We start from the raw sequence: 18,715 nt of genomic DNA, 5'->3' as shown, positions 1-18,715 counted from the left end.
GCGGTCGCCGATGGCGACCGTTCGGAGGCACGCCGCCGCATCGGTTCAGTGGCTTATAAAATGTACCGTCGCTGCGCTCACGGTGTCGATCGATGTGGTGCCGGAGTCGACCGCCTGTTTTTAACTACCGGCTCGGCGAACGAGGGCGTATGTTCGACACGATCGTGGTCGCGACCGACGGCTCCGACAGCGTGCGTCGGGCCGTCGACGTCGCCGTCGACGTCGCCGCCCGCTTCGACGCCGAAGTCCACGCCGTCTACGTCGTCGACAGCGGCGAGGTCGAGTCCACGCCCGACGAGGTCCGCGACGACCTCCGCGACGCGCTCGACGACCACGGCGAGTCGGCGCTCGAACAGGTCACCGCCGCCGCGGCGGAGCGCGACCCCGAACTGGACGTGACGGTCGAGGTGCGCGAGGGGCGGCCGGCCGCGGAGATATCGGGATACGCGCGCGACGTCGACGCCGACGTCGTCGCGATGGGCACCCGCGGCCGCCACGGAGAGAACCGGTTCCTGATCGGCTCCGTCGCGGAACGCGTCGTGCGGACCTGTCCGATCCCCGTGCTCACCGTCCGCCAGCTCACCGACGAGGACCCGCGCCGGACGACGGTCTGAGGGCCGATCGCGGCGGGGCGGCGAGGCGGTGAGGCGACGAGGTGGCGCGGTCGAGACGGCGGGACGCGGTCGAGACGGCGGGGCGCGGTCGAGACGGCGGGGCGCGGTCACCCCGAGAACGGCGGAGTTTTCCCGCTCCCGCCCGGCTCGACGGTATGGACGACGAGCTCATCGACGAGGCGGGGATACCCCGCTCGCGGTACACGCGGCTGCCCGGCAAGGGCTTCTTCTACCCGGACTCGCTGGACGAGGAGCGCTCCGAGCGCCGAGCGAAGGAGGCGATCGAGGGGAGCGAGGCGGTCGTGATCGCCGACGGCGACGCCGACGGGCTCGCCTGCGCGGCGATGGTCCGCGAGGCGTACGACGCCGCGCTCGACGTCGCCGACTTCGAGGCGGCCATCGCGGCTCGGCTCGCGGAGGGCGACGACGACGAGGACGAGGAAGCGACGGACCACGACGAGGACGAGGAAGCGGCGGACCGCGGCGATGACGACGCGCTCGCGGGGGATACGCACGAGGAGGACGAGAGCGACGACCCCACCGACGACGCTCACACGCGGTCGCCGGTCGGGCTGGTCGCGGCGGGACCGTACTCGCTCGACACCTCGCTCGAACGCGTGCTCGCGTACGCCGACGACGACGTCGACCTGTTCGTCTGTGACCTCTGTCCCGACGACTACGAGTGGATCGCGGAGCCGCTGGAGGCGCTCGCGGAGGAGGCCGCCTCAGTCCGGTGGTTCGACCACCACCAGTGGGACGAGGAGACGGCCGCGGCGGTCCGGGACCTCGGCGTCGACCTCGTGATCGGCGAGTCCGACGAGGAGTGCACCGCCGACGTGGCGCTGCGCTCGCTCGACCACGCGTTCGGCGACCGGTGGGCCGAGCTGGCGACGGTGACGCGCGACCACGACCTCTGGATCAAGGAGGACCCGCGCTCGGACGACCTCGCCGACTACTCCTACTGGGCCGGCAGCGAGGAGTACGCCACGGTCGTGGGCGCGTACGGCGCCGACCTCCCCGAGACCGTCGAGGCGTTCGTCGCCGACCGCCGGGTCGAGAAGGAGGCCCGGATCGACGCCGCCGTCGACCGCGCGGTCACCCACGAGGTCGGCGAGTGGACCGTCGCGGTGACGTACGGCCGCTGCTCGCAGAACGAGGTCGCGGAGACGCTCCGCGAGGCGGGCGCCGACGCGGCGGTGATCGTCAAGCCCGCCGGCTCGGCGTCGATCCGCGGCTCCGACGGGTTCCGACACGCTCACGAGGTCGCCGGGCGGGTGAACGGCGGCGGCCACCCGCAGGCCGCCGGCTGCAAGCCGGACATCTACGACGACATGCTCGATTACGCCCAACACTGGACGACCGAGGGGCAGGCCTGCAAGCGAGTGATCCTCGCCGGGTTCGAGGCGGTCGCCGAGGAAGTCGCGGCGGCGGAGACGGGCGAGGAGAACGGGGAGTAGGGCGTCGGAGAACCGCCCACTTTCATGTCGTCGGGCGGCCCCGTCTCTCGCATGGCGGAGATCCTCGTGGCCGGCGAAACGCTGATCGACTTCCTCCCCGGACCGGGGGAGACGCTCCGCGACGTCGACGGCTTCTCTCACCGACCGGGCGGCGCGCCGGCCAACGTCGCGGTCGGGCTCTCCCGGCTCGGCGCGGCGCCGGCGTTCTGGACGCGGCTCGGCGGCGACCCGTTCGGTGACCTCCTACGCGAGACGCTCGTCGACGAGGGGGTGCCGACGGCGGCGTTCGAGCGGGCCGACGGCAACACCACGCTCGCGGTCGTCTCGCCGCCCGGCGTCGACGGGAGGCGGTTCCGCTTCTACGGCTCCCGGGACGTCGCGTTCGGCTTCGAGCCCGGTTCGGTGCCGGCGGACGAGCTGGCCGCCGTCTCGTGGGTCCACCTCGGCGGCGTCGCCCTGACCCACCCGGACGGGAGGGCGGCGATGCGCGAACTGGCCGCGGCCGCCGCCGAGCGCAACTGCGCGGTATCGTTCGACATCAACTACCGCGAGGACCTCGTCCCGGACGGGGAGCGGGAGAGCGTCGTCGACGCAGTCCGCGAGATCGTCGCCGACAGCGACGTCGTCTTCGCCAGCGACGAGGACGTGGCGGCGACGGGGCTCTCGTCGAAGGAGGGCGAGGCGCTCGGGCGCGATCTGCTGGAGCTCGGCCCCCACACCGCCGTCGTCACGCTCGGGGAGTCGGGCGCGGTCGTCGCGAGCTCGGCGGCGGCGCCGTGGGGAGAGCGGACCGCCCGCCACGGCGGCTTCGCGGTCGAGGCCGTCGACGCCACCGGCGCCGGCGACGCGTTCACCGCCGGGCTGATCGCTCGGCTCGCCGCGGACGACGCGGCCGCCGCGCCCGACCTCGACGACGCGGTCGCGTTCGCCAACGCGACGGCCGCGCTCTCGGTCCGGGAACGGGGCGGGATGACGGCGCTCCCCTCGAGGGAGGGCGTGGAGTCGTTCCTCGACGAGCGGCGGTAGGGGCTCGATCGGCGTCGGCAGACGGGCGGCGACGACTCGCCGCCGAGCTAATCGGTCCGACCGTGGCCGTACGTCTGGTCGTGGTCCGGAAACACCTCGTCGACGGTCGCCTCGCCGTGGTCCTCGGCGATGAGGGTCCGGAGCTCGTCCTCGTAGTCGGCCTTCGGCACCTCCTCGCTCGGTCCCTGCTGGACGTCGAACGTCTCCTCGACGAGCCGGTCGACCGCGTGGCGACCGAACCCGGACAGCGGGGAGATGTAGTCGACGCCGTGGCGGTCCTCCAGGCTCTGCGCCTGCGCGCGAGAGACCGTCGGCACCCGGTCGTCCCGCCGGGTACCGTCGGCGATCGCGTCGACGTCGCGGCTCGCGATCGCCTCCAAGGCGTGCTCGTGGACGCGCTGGATCCCGTTGCGGGGGTAGCCGTCGTCGAGCATCGTCGCGGCCGCCTCCTCGGCGACCGCGCGGTCCAGCTCGACGCGTTCGAAGGGGAACCCGAGCTCCGCGGCCGCCCGCTCGGCGTGCTCCCAGTCGTCGGTGAGCCCGAAGCTCCCGGTGACGCAGCGGACATCGTAGAACCGGTCGAGCAGATGGGCGGCGAGCGAGGAGTCTTTCCCCCCGCTGTACAGGAGCGCGAGCTCCATCTATCGCCGCCGGATGTCGAAGCTCTGCTGGTCGGGCTGGAGTTCCTTCAGGAGGTCGCGCATCTGGTCCTCGTCGATACGTCCCTGAATCCGGCCGCTCTGGGCGAGCGCCGCGACCTGCTGTTTCACCTTCTCGCCGAACTCCGGTTTCGACATCTCGACCGCGTTGAGCCGCTGGCGCGCGCCGTCGGTCAGGTACTGCTTGAGGACGGCCTCCTGCTGGGCGTCGGCGCGCTCCTGGGCCTCGCGCTGGGCCTCGGCGTCGCCGCCGCCGCCCTGCTGGCGCTCGCGGAGCTCCTCCATCTTCTTCTCTCGCAGTTCCTCCAGTCGTTCGTCGTCGGGGTTCTCGCTCATACGAGGGCCTTCACGGTCCGCGCGAAAAACGATTTCGGAGGCCGCGGTGGCGATCGCCGGGCGCCGGACGACCCGTACGGCCGCGGCGGTCGGGGGGACACCGGCGGTCCGCGTCGCTTAAACGCCTCCTCGGCGTAGCGGCTTGCAATGAGCGAGTCGCGGGAGTTCTGTCCGCGGTGCGGCGATCCGGTCCCGGAGCGGCGCGAGCCGCTCCCCGGCGAGCCGCGCGGGCGGGACGCGCTGCTGTGTGACGACTGCTACTTCGAGGACTTCGATCTCGTCGACGCGCCCGACCGGATCGAGGTGTTGGTCTGTTCCGGCTGCGGCGCGGTCCGACGCGGCGAGTCGTGGCGCGACGTCGGCGCGCGCGACTACACCGACGTCGCCGTCGACGAGGTCGCGGAGGCGCTCGGGGTCCACGTCGACGCGACCGACGTCGAGTGGGGCGTCGAGCCCGAGCAGGTCGACGAGAACAACGTCCGGATGCACTGCCGCTTCTCGGGCGTCGTCCGCGGAACGCTCCGCTCCGCGGAGCTCACCGTTCCGGTCAAGATCTCGCGGGGCACCTGCGACCGCTGCGGCCGGATCGCCGGCGGCTACTACGCCGGCACCGTGCAGGTGCGCGCGGACGAGCGCGACCTGACGCCGGCGGAGCGCGCCGAGGCGCTCGACATCGCCGAGTCGTACGTCGCGGCCCAGGAGGCCGACGGCGACCGCGAGGCGTTCATCACGGAGGTGAAAGAGACCGACGACGGACCGGACGTCAAGCTCTCCTCGAACCGCCTCGCGCAGAACGTCGCGACTCGGATCACCGACGCGCTCGGCGGGAGCTTCGAGTCGTACCCGACGCTCGTCACGGAGGACGGCGACGGCAACGAGGTGTACCGGGTGACGTTCGCGGTCCGGCTCCCCCGGTACGCCGAGGGCGAGGTCATCGATCCGGAGGACGGCGACGGCCCCGTGCTCGTCACGGGCGTCTCCGGCCGGCTACAGGGCGTCCGGCTCGCGACCGGCGAGCAGTACGTCTCGGAGTTCGAGGACGCGGAGGCGCCGGACGCGGCCCGCCTCGGAACGCGCGGCGACGCCGCGGAGACGACGGTGGTGACGGTGGAAGACGAGAACGCGATCCAGGTGCTCGACCCGGTCACCTACGAGGCGAAGACGGTCCCGAACCCCGAGTTCGTCGACGACGACGCCGACAGCGTGCTGGCGTTCGAACACGAGGGCGACGTGCACCTCGTCCCGGAGGAGTAGGGCGTCGCCGCGGCGAGTACTGACACCGGGCGTCGAAGAGCGCGACACTGCGTGTGAGAGGTGAACGGGGAGACGGCGGCAGACAGACTCCGCCGCCGAGAAGGAGGGGCGCTGGCGCGTTCAGTCGGCGCGAACGGTCGAATTCTTCAGTCGGCGCGGGCGGTCGACTCGTTTCCGAGAGCGGCTGCGCGCTCGGACTCGGTCACGTCGATGCCGCGGCGCTCGAGCTGTTCGACGAACTCGGCCTCGCTGAGGCCCGCCTGTGCGGCCGCCTGAGAGAGTGTCAACGTTCGCGCACCGTACAGCGTCAGCGCACTCGAGAGGCCCTTCGTTGCCATACCTACTGTAGACCCGTGTAGGTTTATGAAGGTTACTAATTGATTGAGGGCCATGATACACCTTATACGATATATATTGACGTTCGATCAGTCCGGCGGCGTATAATCACTACCGAGGGCGGCCCGCAGGAATTATGCCGCTCTGCGGCACAGGGGAGGTATGAACAGACAACAGATCTTCGCGCTGTTTTTCGCGTTCCTCATGGTGAGCTCCATGGCCGCCTGGGGCGTCTCGCTGCTGTAAGCGGCGGTCGCGCGGTCCGACGACACCGCGGTACGGCCCCGGACCGCGGTTCGTCGCAGCGTCGGCTCCCGCCTCAGCCGTCGCCCCAGACGTCGGAGAGCGGGTGGTCGCTTCGCCGCTCGGCGTCGGTCTCAGAGCGGGTTCGCGTCGCGCCCGCGTCGCCGGCGCTCCCGGTCTCGCCGCCCGACCCGTCGGCGTCGGCCGCGTCGTCCGCGGCGTTCCCTGAGCCGCCCGCGCCGGAGCCGCCGCGGTCCGACGCGCCGCCGGAACCGACCGTCCGGTTCCGCCTCGCACGGGACGGTCCGGAGGGGTCGGCGTCGATCCCGGCGAGCGCGGCCGCGGGATCGAAGTCGGAGAGGTCGGGCGTCGTCATCGCGTCGATCTGGTCTCCGAACCACGGCGGGGTGTCGGCCTGCGCGCGCTCGAAGAGGTCCAGCAGGGAGTCGTCCGCGAGGTACGTCGCGCCGTAGTCGTCGGGCGCGCGGACGACGCGACCGCACGCCTGGATCACGGTCCGCAGCGCGGTCCGGTGGTACCACGCCCACTGGTCGTCCGCGAGCCGGCGGGCGACGCGGGAGTCGTTCGTGTTGCGGTACGGCGCCTTACACACCACCTGCCAGCGGCAGAGGTCGCCTTTCAGGTCCAGCGCCTCCTCCATCTTCACCGAGACGAACACCTCGGGGTCGTCGCTCGCCTTCCACGCCGAGAGCTCCGCGTCCCGATTCTCGCGGCCGTGGCGTCGGACCCGCGCGGCGACGCCGAACTCGCCCAGCAGCTCGGTGATCCGCCCGGCGATGTCGTACGAGTGCGCGTGGATCAGCCCCTTCTCGTTCGGGTGTTCGGCCATGAGCCGGACGATCAGGCGGGCGATCTCCGGGACCGTCTCGTCGCGGTGCTCGTAGGTCATCGACCCGCGCGTCACGTCGTACAGCGGGCGGTGCTCCAGCGGGAAGGTGTGTTCGACGTCGACGAGCGCGACGTTCGACGGGTCGAGGCCGATACCGCGGCAGAACGCCTCCTTCGAGAGGATGGTGGCGGAGAGGAGCGCGAACCGGTTCCCGCGGTCCCACACGGTGTGCCGGAGGTAGCGGGCGGGGTCCAGCGGCTTGATCGCGAGCGGCGAGCCCTCCCCGCCGGACTGGTCGACGACCCACGTCGTCGGCGAGTCGAGGTCGCGGTAGTCCTCGAGGAACCAACCCAGCTCGCTACTCAGCTCCTGGAGGCGGTCGCGGCGCGCGACCTCCTCGCGGTCGAGTTCGGCCCGGCCCGTCAGCTCGTCTTTCGCGCGCTTCGCGACGTCGCGAAGGGAGGCGACGAAGCGGGCGGTGCGGTCGAGCGCGTCCTCCTCGGGGCCGGCGTCGGCCTCCACGTCCGGGACGCGCACGTCGTCCCAGACGGGGACGCGCTCGGGCGAGAGCTCGATCGTCGCGTACATCTCAGCCCACTCGGCGAGCCCGTGCGCCTCGTCGATCACGACGACGTCGCGCTTGCGGAACACCTCGGAGCCCGCGGTGCGCATGAAGTACGCTAACGTCATCGCGGCGTACCGGTTACCCGAAGCGATCGCGCGGTCCGAGAAGTACGGGCACCGGTGTTTCACGGAGCAGTCGAACCCCTGCTGCCGGACGCAGGGAGCGCGGTTGACAGGCGTGTCGTGCTCGCCGGGGAGGATGCAGTCGTAGTTCGATTTCCCGCGGATCACCGCTAGGTCGTCGAGTAAGTCGTCCGCCTCGACGTCGTCGATCTGCGACACCTGCGGGGTGGTGTAGTAGGCGCCCGTCGCCTCGCTCGGCGCCGTCTCGTCCACCGTCGCCGCCGCGCCCATCACCGCCCGCGCGAGCAGCGACTTCCCGCTGCCCGTCGGCGCGCGCACGAGGACGACCTCGTTGCCGGCGGCGAACGCGTCGCGGATGTCGGAGAGGGCCCGCTCCTGCGCGCCGCGGAAGCTCGGGGCGGGGAACTCGGCGGGGATCCGGTCGGGGTCCACAGGGGTCCCTCGCTCCCTCCCGAGATTAAACCCTCGCGTTCCGACCGGTCGAGTGAACTCAAAACTACCCGATCGTTTATATCGTTCGGGCGGGTCGAAGGGGGTATGCACTGGCAGGAGGCGGAACGGGAGTTCGCGGACGACGTCGTGGCTCGGGAGACGCTCCCGCGAACCTTCGAGCGGTCCGCCGAGCGCAACGCCGACCGGACCGCCCAGCGGTACAAGGGCGGGATATACGACCGGTCGCTGGTGACGGAGGGCGTCCTCCCGCCCGCGCCCGACGGCGAGTACGCCGGCGTCACCTACGCCGAGATGCGCGACGTCGTTCGGCGCCTCGCCGCGGGGTTCCGCGAACTCGGGGTCGACGACGACACCCGCGTCGCCCTCTACGCGGAGACGCGGATGGAGTGGGCGCAGACGGACTTCGCCGCGCTGGCCGCGGGCGGAGTGGTGACGACCGTCTACGCCTCCTCCTCGCCGGACCAAGTGCGGTACCTGCTGGAGGACCCCGGCGCGACGGTCGCCGTCGTCGAGAACCGCGACCTCTTGGACGAGGTGCTCGCCGTCGCCGACGACCTCTCGCGGGACCTCGACGCGATCGTCTCGTTCGATGACGTGGACGCGGCCGAGCTCGACTTCGGCGGCGACACCGGGGGCGACGGCGACGGTCCCGCCCTCTCCGCCGACGACGTGTACACCCTCGGCGAGCTCCACGCGCTGGGCGCCGACGCGTTCGACCCCGACGCCTATGAGGGGTGGCTCGACGCGACCGGCGTCGGCGACCTCGCCAGCCTCATCTACACCTCCGGGACGACGGGGAAGCCGAAAGGGGTCCGGCTCACCCACGCGAACTTCCGGGACAACGTCTCGCAGTGTTACCGCCGCTTCGCGGACCGACCGGACCGCGACCCCGACGCGCCGGGGATATCGGCCGAGTCGACGACGCTGTCCTTCCTCCCGCTCGCGCACGTCTTCGAGCGCATGGCGGGCCACTACATGATGTTCGCGGCGGGCGCGACGGTCGCGTACGCCGAGAGCCCGGACACGCTCCGCGACGACTTCGGGCTCGTGCGGCCGACGACGACCACGAGCGTCCCGCGCGTCTACGAGAAGCTGTACGACGCGATCCGCGATCAGGCCGGTGAGTCGCCGGTGAAAGAGCGGATCTTCGAGTGGGCGGTCGACGTGGGTCGGTCCCACCACGAGGCCGACAATCCCGGCGCCCTGCTCGACGCGAAGCGCGCGGTCGCCGACCGGCTCGTCTTCTCGTCGGTCCGAGAGGCGATCGGCGGTAACATCGACTTCTTCATCTCCGGCGGCGGGTCGCTGTCGGCCGAGCTGTGCGCGCTGTACCACGCGATGGACCTCCCGATCCTGGAGGGGTACGGGCTCACGGAGACGTCGCCGGTGATCAGCGTGAACCCGCCGGAGGAGCCGAAGGTCGGCACCATCGGTCCGCCGGTCGTCGACACCGAGATCGCGATCGACGGCACGGTCGTCGGCGAAGAGGTCGCCGGTCTGGCGGGCGACGTGGGCGAACTGCTCGTTCGCGGCCCGCAGGTGACCGACGGCTACTGGAACCGCCCGGACGCGACCGTTGAGGCGTTCACCGAACCGGACCGGCTCCCCGAGGACGTCGTCGTGGCCGGGACGCCTCCCGAGGAGCGCGACGGCGACCCGGACGAGCCGTGGTTCCGCACCGGAGACATCGTCCAGCTCCGGCCGGACGGGTACGTCGCCTTCCGCGAACGCGCGAAGCAGCTGCTCGTGCTCTCGACCGGAAAGAACGTCGCGCCGGGTCCGATCGAGGACCGGTTCGCCGCGAACGAGTTCGTCGAGCAGTGCGTCGTGCTCGGCGACGGGCGGAAGTTCGTCTCGGCGCTCATCGTCCCGAACTTCGAGAAAGTGGAGTCGTGGGCGGACACGCGCGGGATCGATCTGCCCCACGCGCGCAGTGCGGTCTGCCGGGACGACCGGGTCCGCGAGCGGATCCAAGCGGAGGTCGACCGCGTGAACGAGGAGTTCGAACCGTACGAGCGGATCAAGCAGTTCCGGCTCGTCGAGGAGGAGTTCTGCGAGGAGAACGACCTGCTCACGCCGACGATGAAGAAGAAGCGGCGCAACATCTTGGACCGCTTCGCCGACGAGGTCGAGCTGATCTACGCCGACGCGTAGGTATCCGACCGCCTCGGGCGTGAACGCCCGCGGTTCCGAGCCGTTCGTCCCGTCAGCGAGCAAGTTTTTCGCATCAATTCTATAGTTTATTCTTAGTAAACATACCTAAATTTATCACACTTTCAAAAGGCTCAAACCGCTACCGCGCAGATGATGCCTGCGATTCGAAAAGCCGTCGATTCGATCCGGCGCACCGTGTCGACAGTGACGACCCGCGTCGTCGGGGTGGCGACCACGCTGTTTGCGGGCCTCGTCCTCGCCGGTTGGTCGCTGTTCTGGTCGCGGGTCGGTCGGATGCACTACGCCCAGGGCGATCTCGTCTCCGCGGCGTTCACGACGACCGTCTTCGTCCTCCCCGCGATCGGGGCCGTCCTGTGGTACGTCGCCCGGTCGCTCGACGCCGACCTGGTGCCGACGCGGATCGACGTGAACGTGGTCGAGAGCTGACGCCCCCGCGAGGGCGGGATCCGACGGCGCGAGCGGAGACGACGCCGACGCCGGCGCGTCCCCCCGGCCGTCGGATCCGTCGACGGCAGATTCAAGCGTTCGACTCGCGGGGCACCCGCCAGTGAGGCGGGGACTCCTCGTAGCGCTGTTCAGCGACCCCTTCGCGATGATGAACACGATTGGGCTCGTCGCGTTCGCGCTCGTCGGGTCGACGAAGGCGATCCGCGAGGAGTTCGACCTGTTCGGGATCACCATCGCCGGGCTGGCGATGGCGTTCGCCGGCGGGGCGACGCGGGACCTCCTCGTGTTGCGAACGCCGCTGGCGCTCCAGTCGCCGGTCGAGATCGCGCTCGGACTGTTCGGCGTCGCTCTGGCGATCGGGGTGCGGATCGTGCTCGCCGCGCCGGACACCCACCCGATCACGCTCGTTTCGGACGCGATCGGGCTCGCCGCGTTCGCCACGACGGGGGCGATCGTCGCCACCGACGCGGGCGTCTCCGCGTTCGGCGTCGTCGCGGTCGCAAAGATAAACGCGGTCGGCGGCGGCGCGTTCGCCGACCTGCTGCTCGACCGCGCGCCGTTCATCCTCTTCGAGGACTTCTACGCCAACTGTGCCGTGTTGGGCGGGCTGGCTTACGTCGTCGCCGGAACCGTCGGGTTCGTCGGAAGCACCGCCGCGGCGCTCTGTGCGGCCGTCACCGTCATCACGCGGCTCGCGGCCGTCGCCTACGGCTGAGAGCTTCCCACAGCCGGCGACCTGGAACCGTCGATGCGGTGACCCTCGTCGGTCGGCTCGCCGAACGCGTAGACGGTGTTGTGGCCGGTCACCTCGACCGTCAGGAAGTCCCCGACTTCGACGCCGCGCTCGGTCGCGCTCTGCACGATGATCTGGCGGTACGCGGAGTCGCGGCACTTCACCGAGTCGCCGGTCCCCTCCTCGACGACGAGCACCTCGAACGCTTCGCCCACCATCGACTCGTACGCCTCGCCGACGACGTCCATCTTCAGCGCCGACATCGCCTTCGAGCGCTCCTTCTTGAGGGTCCCGCCGAGCCCCTTCATCTCGGCGGCGTCCGTGCCGGGGCGCTTCGAGAAGCGGGTGACGTTGATCTTCTCGGGGCGGACCTCGGCGAGGAGGTCCATCGACAGCTCGTGGTCGGCCTCCGTCTCCGTGGGGAAGCCGACGATGAAGTCGGTCGAGAGCGTCCAGTGGTCGAGCCGGTCGTCGAACGTCTCGACGACCTCGCGGAACTTGTCGACCCGGTGCTGCCGGCGCATCTCTTCGAGCACCTCGTCGGAGCCGGACTGGACCGGCGCGTGGATGAAGTCGTACAGCTCCTCGTTCTCGGCGAACACCTCCGCGAGCTCCTCGTGGATCCCGTGGATGCCGCCGGGGTTCGCCATCCCGAGCCGGACGCGGAACTCGCCGTCGATGTCGCAGATGCGGTCGAGCAGCTCCGGGAGCTTGCGCTCGCCGTTATCCCAACCGTAGACGCCGGTGTCCTGTCCCGTGACGCGAATCTCCTTCGCGCCGGCGTGGACCAGCGCTCGGGCCTTCTCGACGTTCTCCTCGACCGACGGGGAGTCGACCCGGCCGGTCGCGAACTTCGTGATGCAGTACGAGCAGTTGCTCATACAACCGCGCGCGATGGGGAGGAGGCCGACGACGCCGTCCAGGACCGGATCGGCGTCCGGCGTGGTCGTCGGGCACTCGCCGTTGAGCGCGTACGTCGGCACCTCGTCCCAGTGGAGGATCTCGGCGTCGATGCCGGCCTCCTCGAACGTCTTGCCCTGCGCGAGCGCCATGCAGCCGGTGACGACGAGGTCGGCGGTCGTCTCTTGGAGCTCCTCGGCGCGGCGGAGCATGTTCCGTTCCGTCTTCTCGACGACCGTACAGGTGTTGAGGATGGCGACGTCGGCGTCCTCGGGCCCGTCGGCCGGGCGGTGACCGCCGTCGCGGAGCGCGCGCTCGATCTCCCGGCTCTCACCCCGGTTGGAACTGCAGCCGTAGGTTTCGATGTGATACGTCGCCATCGAGTGTGCACACTACCGGTCCCGCGGCCAAAAACGCGACGGATCGGAGCCGAGCGCGCCGGAGGCTGTGGGAGTGAAATTCGAAGCCCGAACGGGAGGCGGCGGGAGTGGAATTCGAAGCCCGAACGGGGGGTGCGCGGCGCGGCGTGCGCACCGTGCGTACGGTGGGAGTGGGATTCGAACCCACGAGGCCTTCCGGCCACCTGCGTTCCAAGCAGGCACGTTCGTCCGCTCCGTCATCCCACCAGTTGGCCGCTCCGATCGGAGAACGGGCCGCGAGCGCGGACGGGGGCGTCACCGGTCGACCCGCCGCCGGCTCGCCTTAGTTCTCGGCGTCGACGAGCTCGAAGAGGCTCCCCCAGTCCTCGGAGTCGCCGCTTTCGGGAAGCATGTCCCGGAGCTGTTGGAAGTCCGATTCGGGGACCTGCGACCGAACGACGTCCACGATGACCCGGGCGTGATAAGCCGCGTCGGCCGGGTCCGTTCGCTCGATCTCGCTCACCCGCTCGACGAACTCCTGCCAGTCGAAGCGCTGGCCGTGTTCGTGGACCGCGCCGGTCAGGTACCACTTGATCTCGATCGGAAGCGACGCGGCGAGGTCCGCCGCGTTCCCCTCGGGGAGGCGCTCGCCGAGGGTCATGAGCGTCGCCCGGATGGCCCGTACCGTCTCGCCCGTCCCGGGCAGTTCGAGTCGGTGCTGTACGTCGCCGGTGAATTCGTCGAAGTTCATGTGTAAATGGAGCCCGCGGAAGCATGTCAACTATGATGATAATTCTCACCGTCTGGAAACCGAACCGCGGGCGTTCAGCGACGAGCCAGCGAAGTACGTGTTTCCGGGTGCCGAGAACAGTCAGTAGGTACTTGTGAACGATTGGCAAATATACAACTGTTAACGAGGCGGCGGCAGCGGAACAGGCCGGGCCGACCAACGCGGAAACGCACCCACACTCATGGACATAACAGACATCGTTTCGACGGAGTACGTGAACCTTCCTCCCGACACACCGGTCTCGAAGCTCGTTGGGACGTTCGACGACCCGTCAGTTGCGGGAGTCGTCGTGGACGGAGGGGCGTTCGAGGGAGTCGTCACGAGGCGGCAGCTCGCGAGCTCACACCATCAGCCGGACCAGAAGATCGAGTCGGTGGCTTGGAACGTTCCCCGGGTCACGCCTGACGAGGACGTCCGGCGGGTCGCACAGCTCATGATCGACGGGGGCTCACGGCTGCTCCCCGTGTTCGACGGGGACGATCTGATCGGCGTCGTTACCGCGGACGACCTGCTGGAGAACGTCAAGCAGTTCCTCGACGCCGCCACGGTCGCCGACGCGTATTCGCCGGACGTCATCACTGTCGGACCGCGAACGAGCGTCGGCGAAGCGCTCAACCTCTTTCGCGAAAACCGGATCACGCATATCCCGGTCGTGGAGGACGACGCGGCGGTCGGGATCCTCAGTCTCTACGATCTCATGGACCTGACGGTTCGGAGTGCGGTTCGGAGCCAGGGCGGAGACGCGGGCGACACGCAAGCGGACGCCGACGGCACGGGGGTCAGCGACGGGCGCACGCGGCGGGGCGGTTTCGGCGCCCGGGAGGGCGAACTGGCGCGAGTCATCGATCTGCCGGTTCGAGACGTGATGGTTTCACCGGTGCGGACGATCGCGCCCGCCCGGACGCTTGAAACCGCCGTGGAAGAGCTGTTCGAGATCGGCGGATCGTCACTGGTCGTCGAGCAGGACGGTGAGCTGGCGGGGATCGTCACGAAAACGGATATCCTCGACTCGCTGACGTGGGAGGCCGACGAGACCCGCGCCGTCCAAGTGTACAACTCGGCCCTCCTCGACGACGTGGAGTACGACGAGATCGTGGAGATGATCGAGAAGTTCGACGACAGGGACCACGGCATGGACATCCTCGACGCGAAAGTCCACCTCCACGAACACGACGAGAAGCTTCGGGGGACGCCGCTGTTGCTCGCCCGGATCCGGCTCCACACGGACCAAGGTCTGTACATCGCTTCGGCCGAGGGGTACGGTGCGAGCCACGCGCTTAACGAGGTCCGAGACGTTCTCGAACGCCAGATACGTGATAAGAAGACGTACGGGCGGAACAAGAAGCCGCGGAACGAGGCGTTCTGGGAGAAGCGCTTCGGGTGGATACTCGAAGACGCGGAGTGATCGGGACGGCCCCGCGCTGCGCGAACCGAGACGGCTCCGCGCTGTGCGACGGCTTCGCGATCGCGACCGGGGCCGTCGGCGAACGGTCGAACCGACCCCGACGCGCTGCCGATTCGGACGGACGCTACTGCGTCGTCTCGTAGATCGCCACGCCCGAGGAGGCGCCGATCCGGGTCGCACCTGCGGCCACCATTTCGAGGGCTTCGTCGAAGGTCGATATTCCGCCCGACGCTTTTATTTCGGTCTCCGGGGCGACCGCCTCTCGGATCGCCGCGATCTCCGCTGGATCCGTCGGCCCGTCGTATCCGACGGCGGTCTTGACGAAGTCGGCGCCGCCGGCCTCGACGAGCTCGGCGGCCCGCCGTATCTCGGGCGGCGTCAAGGCCGGCGACTCGATGATACATTTCAGCGTCTTCTCCCCGACCGCGTCCTTCACCGCTTCGACGTCGTCGACGACGAGGTCGTGATCGCCGTTCGCGAACGCGGTCCTGTTCATCACCATGTCGAACTCGTCGACGTGGTCGCGGAGCGCTTCGACCTCGCTCCGTTTGGCCGCCGAGTTCTGTATCCCGTAGGGGAACCCGATCACCGCGACGACGTCGGCTTCCCCGCCGAGCAGTTCGCTCGCGAGCGGCGCGTGGTACGGAACGACGACCGCCGAGCGGAATCCGTATTCGAGGACCTCGTTACAGAGGGTCCGGACCGCCGCCTCGCTCGCGGTCGGGTCGACGTTCGTGTGGTCGATTATCGACGCGACCCGCCCCGGATCGTCTCGCAGTGTGTCCTCCAGTGACATGTTTGCACCCTCGCGTCCGAGGGCCTAAGTGTGTCGGCCGCTCGACGCGTCCCGACCCGCCGCCGTTTCTCCGGCGGAGCGACGAACGCACGCGGGAGTGCGGCCGCTCGGTCTCAGTCCTCGGCGACCGCGGTCGCCGTGGGCGTCTCGGCGTCCGGCTCGGAGACGGCCTCCGGCTCGGCCTCTCCCGAGCGCTCCGACTCGGGGACGGGCGCGTACACCGACCGACGAGCGTCGCGGGGACACAGGCCTTCCTCGACGAGTCCGACCTCGGTGAGCTTCTCGACCGCGAACCGGACGGTTCGGGTCGAAAGGCGGGTCTCCTCGGCGAGCCCGGTCTGGTCGAACCGGCCCTCCTCGTCGAGAACGTAGTAGACCAGTTTGGCGCTCGGGGGGAGCGGCGCGAGCAGCTCGCGGGCACTGTCGTCCATATAAAGCGTATACGGGCGAGCCGTGCATAACCGTGGCTCGGGTGTGTATCACCGCCGCACAGCTCCCCATTGATTTATATATCATGAGCGCGCGGGCGCGACGGAACGAGAGCGTGTCCGGTCGCCGGCGGGGCGCTCTTCGATTCGTCCACCTCTACTCGCGCGTACGGAACTCGAACCGCGCCCCGTCGTCGTCGTCGATAGAGACCGTCCACCCGTGCGCGGCCGCGATCTCGCGGACGATCGCGAGTCCGAAGCCGGTCCCGTGCGGGTCGCTCGAGACGCCGTACTCGATCGCCTCGTCGGGGTCGACGTCGAATCCCGCGCCGTCGTCGGCGACGTAGAACCCGTCCGAGAGCCCGCCGAATGTGACGGTGACGCCGGGGTCAGCCTCGGTCGAGCCGTGCTCGACGCCGTCGTCGGGCTCCGCCCGACTGCCACCGGTGCCGTGCACCACGCTGTTCGTAAACAGGTTCTCTAAGAGCGTCCGGAGGCGCTCCGGGTCGGCCTCCACCGCGACCCCATCGTCGGGCGCGTCCAGCGTCGCAGCGGGGGTGTCCACGGTGCGCCACGCCTCCGCCGCCGCCTCGGCGAGCGAGACCGGCTCCGACTCGTCGACCGTCCGGCCCTGTCGCGCCAGCGTGAGGAGGTCGTCGATGAGCTCCTCCATCCGCTCGTGAGCGTCGTTGATCCGGTCGAGCTCGTGGAGGGCGCCGTCGTCGTCGACGAGCCCCCGCGCGAGATCGAGCCGCCCGGCCGCGACGTTGAGCGGGTTCCGGAGGTCGTGCGAGACGAGCCCGGCGAACTTCTCCAGTCGGTCGATCTCGCGCTGGAGCGCGGCGTCGCGGTTCCGCAGCTGCGCCGTGCGCTCGGCCCCGTCGAGCGCGACGGTGACGTTGGCCGCGAGCACCCGCGCCAGCTGGATCGCCGTGTCGTCGAAGAAGTCCGGCTCGCGGGAGCCGAGCGGCATCACGCCGTGGTCGCCGAGCGGGACGACGAGCAGGCTCCGGTGCTCGCCGTAGGTGACGGCGGTGTCGACCGCGTCGAGATCGCCGACGACGATCGGTTCTCCCGTCTCGAACGCCTCCCAGACGCGACCGTCGCCTGGGCCGAACGCCGGGCGGTCCCCGAGCGCCGCCGTCGCCTCCTCGCTGATCGCCGTGGGGAGCAGCGTCCCGCTCTCGGGGTCGTACAGGCGGACCCCGCTGCTCGGGAACTCCAGGATGTCGATGGCCGCGCGCGCCGCGAGGGCCGCGATCTCCTCGCGGTCCTCGCCGCGGAACATCTCGCGGGTCGTCTCGTGGAGGTTCCGCAGGGTCCGCTCGACCCGTTTCTGCTCGCCGATGTCGGCGTAGACGCTGTAGATGACCGTCTCGTCGTGCTGACGCACGGGAATCACGTGCAGGATGAAGTCCCTGAGCCCGTCGGTCGTCCGGCGGCGCACTTCGAGCCGCGGCGTCCCGTCCCGATCGAGGACCGTCTCGGGGTCGAACCGGGCGGCGCCCTCCGGGATGATGGCGTCGCGTATCTCGCGGTAGCCGTGGTCGGCCGCCGAGTAGCCGAACGTCCGCTCGAACGCCTCGTTCGTGGCGTCGAGACGGCGTTCGCCGCCGCCGAGCGCGACCGTTCTGACTCCCGGCAGCGGGAGATCGTCGAACAGCGCCGTCAGTCGGTCGCGTTCGGCCCGCAGCGCGTTCTCCGTCTCGATCTGCTCGATCGCGTCGGCGGTGTGGGCGGCCAGCAGCTCCGCGAACTCGACGTCGCCCTCGTCGAACGCGGCGTATCCGTCAGAGACGGCCTGCAACACGCCGTACGGACCGATCGGGACGCTGATCGCCGAGCGGATGTCGTCGGCGACCGGGTCGGCGACCGCGGCGCCGTCGGCCCGGCCGTGATCGTCGGCTCGCCCGCAGTCGGCGGCTTCCCCGGCGCTCGGCGGGTCGCAGTTCTCGGGGTCCTCCAACTGGTCCGGGTCGGCGGGGTCGACGCTGACGTTGTCGACGACCATCGTCCGCTCCTCGGCGGCGGTGGTCCCGACGACCCCCTCGCCGACCTCGAACGAGCGGACCTCCTCGTCGGTGACGCTCTCCGAGAGCGCCGCGGGGACGAGGGTGTCGCCGCGGCGGCGGGCCGTGACGCACCGGTCGAATTCCAGTATGCCCTCCGCGGCGTCGACGGTCCGTTCGAACACCTCGTCGACGCGCTCGCAGGCGGCGACCTCCGTCGCGAACCGGTGGAGCGCGGTCACCTTCGCGTTCACCTCCCGGAGGTTCCGCTCGACCTGTCGCCGTTCCAGCGCGTTCGCGACGCTGTTCGCGAGCATCTCGTACCGGTCCTGGCCGCCGCCCTTCTGGAGGTAGTCCGTCACCCCGGCGGAGATCGCCTCGCTGGCGATCTCTTCGGACCCCTTCCCCGTGAACAGCACGAACGGGATCCCGGGATCGACCTCGCGGACCGCGGTGAGCAGTTCGAGCCCGTCGCTGCCGGGCATGTCGAAGTCGCTGACGACGCAGTCGATACGCTCCGACTCGACCGCCGCGAGCGCGTCGTCCGGGGCGGTGTACGTCACCGTCTCGATCCCGTCGACCAGTCGCTCGACGTGGGTCGCCGCGAGGTCCGCGGCGCCGGGCTCGTCGTCGACGATGAGCACCCGTCGCGGCCCGCCGCCGGCGGGCTCCCCTCCGCGGAAGGCGTCGGCGGTGGGATCGTCGCCGTCGTTCCCGGGAGCGGTATCCATAGGTGG

The 18,715-nt window shown here is 70.1% G+C and carries 17 protein-coding genes and 1 tRNA gene; 8 read left to right on the top strand and 10 right to left on the bottom strand.

Annotated features, from left to right (window positions below):
- The first annotated feature begins 149 nt into the window (after nucleotides 1-149).
- From DJ75_RS09450 to DJ75_RS09440, 3 genes are all read left to right on the top strand, one after another.
- Entirely contained in the window at nucleotides 150-614 is a 465-nt protein-coding gene (locus DJ75_RS09450) for a universal stress protein (RefSeq protein ID WP_094524237.1), read from the top strand.
- A gap of 155 nt (nucleotides 615-769) precedes the next feature.
- Complete coding sequence (locus DJ75_RS09445; protein ID WP_094524236.1) at nucleotides 770-2,071, top strand: DHH family phosphoesterase; 1,302 nt, start codon at nucleotides 770-772, stop codon at nucleotides 2,069-2,071.
- 51 nt (nucleotides 2,072-2,122) lie between these two features.
- Nucleotides 2,123-3,097 carry a carbohydrate kinase family protein gene (locus tag DJ75_RS09440; protein ID WP_094524235.1) on the top strand — a complete coding sequence of 325 codons (975 nt, stop codon included), beginning with the start codon at nucleotides 2,123-2,125 and terminating at the stop codon, nucleotides 3,095-3,097.
- Nucleotides 3,098-3,144: 47 nt separating this feature from the next.
- Here DJ75_RS09440 and DJ75_RS09435 read toward each other — a convergent pair whose 3' ends face one another.
- Together DJ75_RS09435 and DJ75_RS09430 are read right to left on the bottom strand one after the other, a co-directional pair.
- The gene (locus DJ75_RS09435) at nucleotides 3,145-3,738 is read right to left on the bottom strand and encodes an asparagine synthase-related protein (RefSeq protein ID WP_094524234.1); all 594 of its coding nucleotides are present in this window, start codon (nucleotides 3,736-3,738) and stop codon (nucleotides 3,145-3,147) included.
- Complete coding sequence (locus DJ75_RS09430) at nucleotides 3,739-4,092, bottom strand: DNA-binding protein (protein WP_094524233.1); 354 nt, start codon at nucleotides 4,090-4,092, stop codon at nucleotides 3,739-3,741.
- A gap of 147 nt (nucleotides 4,093-4,239) precedes the next feature.
- Here DJ75_RS09430 and DJ75_RS09425 point away from each other — a divergent pair, with 147 nt between their 5' ends.
- Complete coding sequence (locus DJ75_RS09425; protein WP_094524232.1) at nucleotides 4,240-5,346, top strand: 60S ribosomal export protein NMD3; 1,107 nt, start codon at nucleotides 4,240-4,242, stop codon at nucleotides 5,344-5,346.
- 146 nt (nucleotides 5,347-5,492) lie between these two features.
- On the opposite strand, the gene DJ75_RS09420 is transcribed toward DJ75_RS09425, so the two are convergent.
- The gene (locus tag DJ75_RS09420; protein WP_094524231.1) at nucleotides 5,493-5,684 is read right to left on the bottom strand and encodes a UPF0175 family protein; all 192 of its coding nucleotides are present in this window, start codon (nucleotides 5,682-5,684) and stop codon (nucleotides 5,493-5,495) included.
- 317 nt (nucleotides 5,685-6,001) lie between these two features.
- Complete coding sequence (locus DJ75_RS09415) at nucleotides 6,002-7,915, bottom strand: helicase C-terminal domain-containing protein (RefSeq protein WP_094524230.1); 1,914 nt, start codon at nucleotides 7,913-7,915, stop codon at nucleotides 6,002-6,004.
- 105 nt (nucleotides 7,916-8,020) lie between these two features.
- Here DJ75_RS09415 and DJ75_RS09410 point away from each other — a divergent pair, with 105 nt between their 5' ends.
- From DJ75_RS09410 to DJ75_RS09400, 3 genes are all read left to right on the top strand, one after another.
- Entirely contained in the window at nucleotides 8,021-10,090 is a 2,070-nt protein-coding gene (locus tag DJ75_RS09410) for a long-chain fatty acid--CoA ligase (protein WP_094524229.1), read from the top strand.
- Nucleotides 10,091-10,243: 153 nt separating this feature from the next.
- Nucleotides 10,244-10,537 carry a hypothetical protein gene (locus tag DJ75_RS09405; RefSeq protein ID WP_141212000.1) on the top strand — a complete coding sequence of 98 codons (294 nt, stop codon included), beginning with the start codon at nucleotides 10,244-10,246 and terminating at the stop codon, nucleotides 10,535-10,537.
- A 166-nt stretch (nucleotides 10,538-10,703) separates the two neighbouring features.
- Complete coding sequence (locus DJ75_RS09400) at nucleotides 10,704-11,273, top strand: trimeric intracellular cation channel family protein (protein WP_094524241.1); 570 nt, start codon at nucleotides 10,704-10,706, stop codon at nucleotides 11,271-11,273.
- On the opposite strand, the gene DJ75_RS09395 is transcribed toward DJ75_RS09400, so the two are convergent.
- The 3 genes from DJ75_RS09395 to DJ75_RS09385 form a co-directional block, all read right to left on the bottom strand.
- Nucleotides 11,264-12,571: a tRNA (N(6)-L-threonylcarbamoyladenosine(37)-C(2))-methylthiotransferase gene (locus DJ75_RS09395; protein WP_094524227.1), complete on the bottom strand. Its 1,308-nt coding sequence runs from the start codon at nucleotides 12,569-12,571 to the stop codon at nucleotides 11,264-11,266. The genes DJ75_RS09400 and DJ75_RS09395 overlap by 10 nt on opposite strands.
- A gap of 162 nt (nucleotides 12,572-12,733) precedes the next feature.
- Nucleotides 12,734-12,817: transfer RNA gene (locus DJ75_RS09390), tRNA-Ser, on the bottom strand.
- 76 nt (nucleotides 12,818-12,893) lie between these two features.
- Complete coding sequence (locus DJ75_RS09385; protein ID WP_094524226.1) at nucleotides 12,894-13,301, bottom strand: DUF2267 domain-containing protein; 408 nt, start codon at nucleotides 13,299-13,301, stop codon at nucleotides 12,894-12,896.
- A 220-nt stretch (nucleotides 13,302-13,521) separates the two neighbouring features.
- On the opposite strand from DJ75_RS09385, the gene DJ75_RS09380 reads away from it, so the two are divergent.
- Nucleotides 13,522-14,745, top strand: a complete 1,224-nt coding sequence (locus DJ75_RS09380) for a CBS domain-containing protein (protein WP_094524225.1) — start codon at nucleotides 13,522-13,524, stop codon at nucleotides 14,743-14,745.
- A gap of 124 nt (nucleotides 14,746-14,869) precedes the next feature.
- On the opposite strand, the gene deoC is transcribed toward DJ75_RS09380, so the two are convergent.
- From deoC to DJ75_RS09365, 3 genes are all read right to left on the bottom strand, one after another.
- Nucleotides 14,870-15,541: a deoxyribose-phosphate aldolase gene (deoC, locus tag DJ75_RS09375; protein ID WP_094524224.1), complete on the bottom strand. Its 672-nt coding sequence runs from the start codon at nucleotides 15,539-15,541 to the stop codon at nucleotides 14,870-14,872.
- Nucleotides 15,542-15,654: 113 nt separating this feature from the next.
- Nucleotides 15,655-15,972 carry an ArsR family transcriptional regulator gene (locus DJ75_RS09370; RefSeq protein ID WP_094524223.1) on the bottom strand — a complete coding sequence of 106 codons (318 nt, stop codon included), beginning with the start codon at nucleotides 15,970-15,972 and terminating at the stop codon, nucleotides 15,655-15,657.
- Between the two features lie 154 nt (nucleotides 15,973-16,126).
- Nucleotides 16,127-18,709: a GAF domain-containing protein gene (locus DJ75_RS09365; protein WP_094524222.1), complete on the bottom strand. Its 2,583-nt coding sequence runs from the start codon at nucleotides 18,707-18,709 to the stop codon at nucleotides 16,127-16,129.
- Between the last annotated feature and the right edge of the window lie 6 nt (nucleotides 18,710-18,715).

The sequence above is a fragment of the Halorubrum sp. Eb13 genome (assembly GCF_002252895.1).
Taxonomy (GTDB): Archaea; Halobacteriota; Halobacteria; order Halobacteriales; family Haloferacaceae; genus Halorubrum.
Note: the sequence above shows the minus strand (reverse complement) of the source record. Positions and strands in the feature narration are given on the sequence as shown.

What these genes read in the sequence shown, in the direction of transcription:
- DJ75_RS09420 (WP_094524231.1), bottom strand. Translation starts at nt 5,684, where the DNA reads ATGGCAACGAAGGGCCTCTCGAGTGCGCTGACGCTGTACGGTGCGCGA.
- DJ75_RS09380 (WP_094524225.1), top strand. Translation starts at nt 13,522, where the DNA reads ATGGACATAACAGACATCGTTTCGACGGAGTACGTGAACCTTCCTCCC.
- DJ75_RS09440 (WP_094524235.1), top strand. Translation starts at nt 2,123, where the DNA reads ATGGCGGAGATCCTCGTGGCCGGCGAAACGCTGATCGACTTCCTCCCC.
- DJ75_RS09370 (WP_094524223.1), bottom strand. Translation starts at nt 15,972, where the DNA reads ATGGACGACAGTGCCCGCGAGCTGCTCGCGCCGCTCCCCCCGAGCGCC.
- DJ75_RS09365 (WP_094524222.1), bottom strand. Translation starts at nt 18,709, where the DNA reads ATGGATACCGCTCCCGGGAACGACGGCGACGATCCCACCGCCGACGCC.
- DJ75_RS09385 (WP_094524226.1), bottom strand. Translation starts at nt 13,301, where the DNA reads ATGAACTTCGACGAATTCACCGGCGACGTACAGCACCGACTCGAACTG.
- DJ75_RS09430 (WP_094524233.1), bottom strand. Translation starts at nt 4,092, where the DNA reads ATGAGCGAGAACCCCGACGACGAACGACTGGAGGAACTGCGAGAGAAG.
- DJ75_RS09400 (WP_094524241.1), top strand. Translation starts at nt 10,704, where the DNA reads ATGATGAACACGATTGGGCTCGTCGCGTTCGCGCTCGTCGGGTCGACG.
- DJ75_RS09450 (WP_094524237.1), top strand. Translation starts at nt 150, where the DNA reads ATGTTCGACACGATCGTGGTCGCGACCGACGGCTCCGACAGCGTGCGT.
- DJ75_RS09405 (WP_141212000.1), top strand. Translation starts at nt 10,244, where the DNA reads ATGCCTGCGATTCGAAAAGCCGTCGATTCGATCCGGCGCACCGTGTCG.
- DJ75_RS09435 (WP_094524234.1), bottom strand. Translation starts at nt 3,738, where the DNA reads ATGGAGCTCGCGCTCCTGTACAGCGGGGGGAAAGACTCCTCGCTCGCC.
- DJ75_RS09410 (WP_094524229.1), top strand. Translation starts at nt 8,021, where the DNA reads ATGCACTGGCAGGAGGCGGAACGGGAGTTCGCGGACGACGTCGTGGCT.
- deoC (WP_094524224.1), bottom strand. Translation starts at nt 15,541, where the DNA reads ATGTCACTGGAGGACACACTGCGAGACGATCCGGGGCGGGTCGCGTCG.
- DJ75_RS09445 (WP_094524236.1), top strand. Translation starts at nt 770, where the DNA reads ATGGACGACGAGCTCATCGACGAGGCGGGGATACCCCGCTCGCGGTAC.
- DJ75_RS09395 (WP_094524227.1), bottom strand. Translation starts at nt 12,571, where the DNA reads ATGGCGACGTATCACATCGAAACCTACGGCTGCAGTTCCAACCGGGGT.
- DJ75_RS09425 (WP_094524232.1), top strand. Translation starts at nt 4,240, where the DNA reads ATGAGCGAGTCGCGGGAGTTCTGTCCGCGGTGCGGCGATCCGGTCCCG.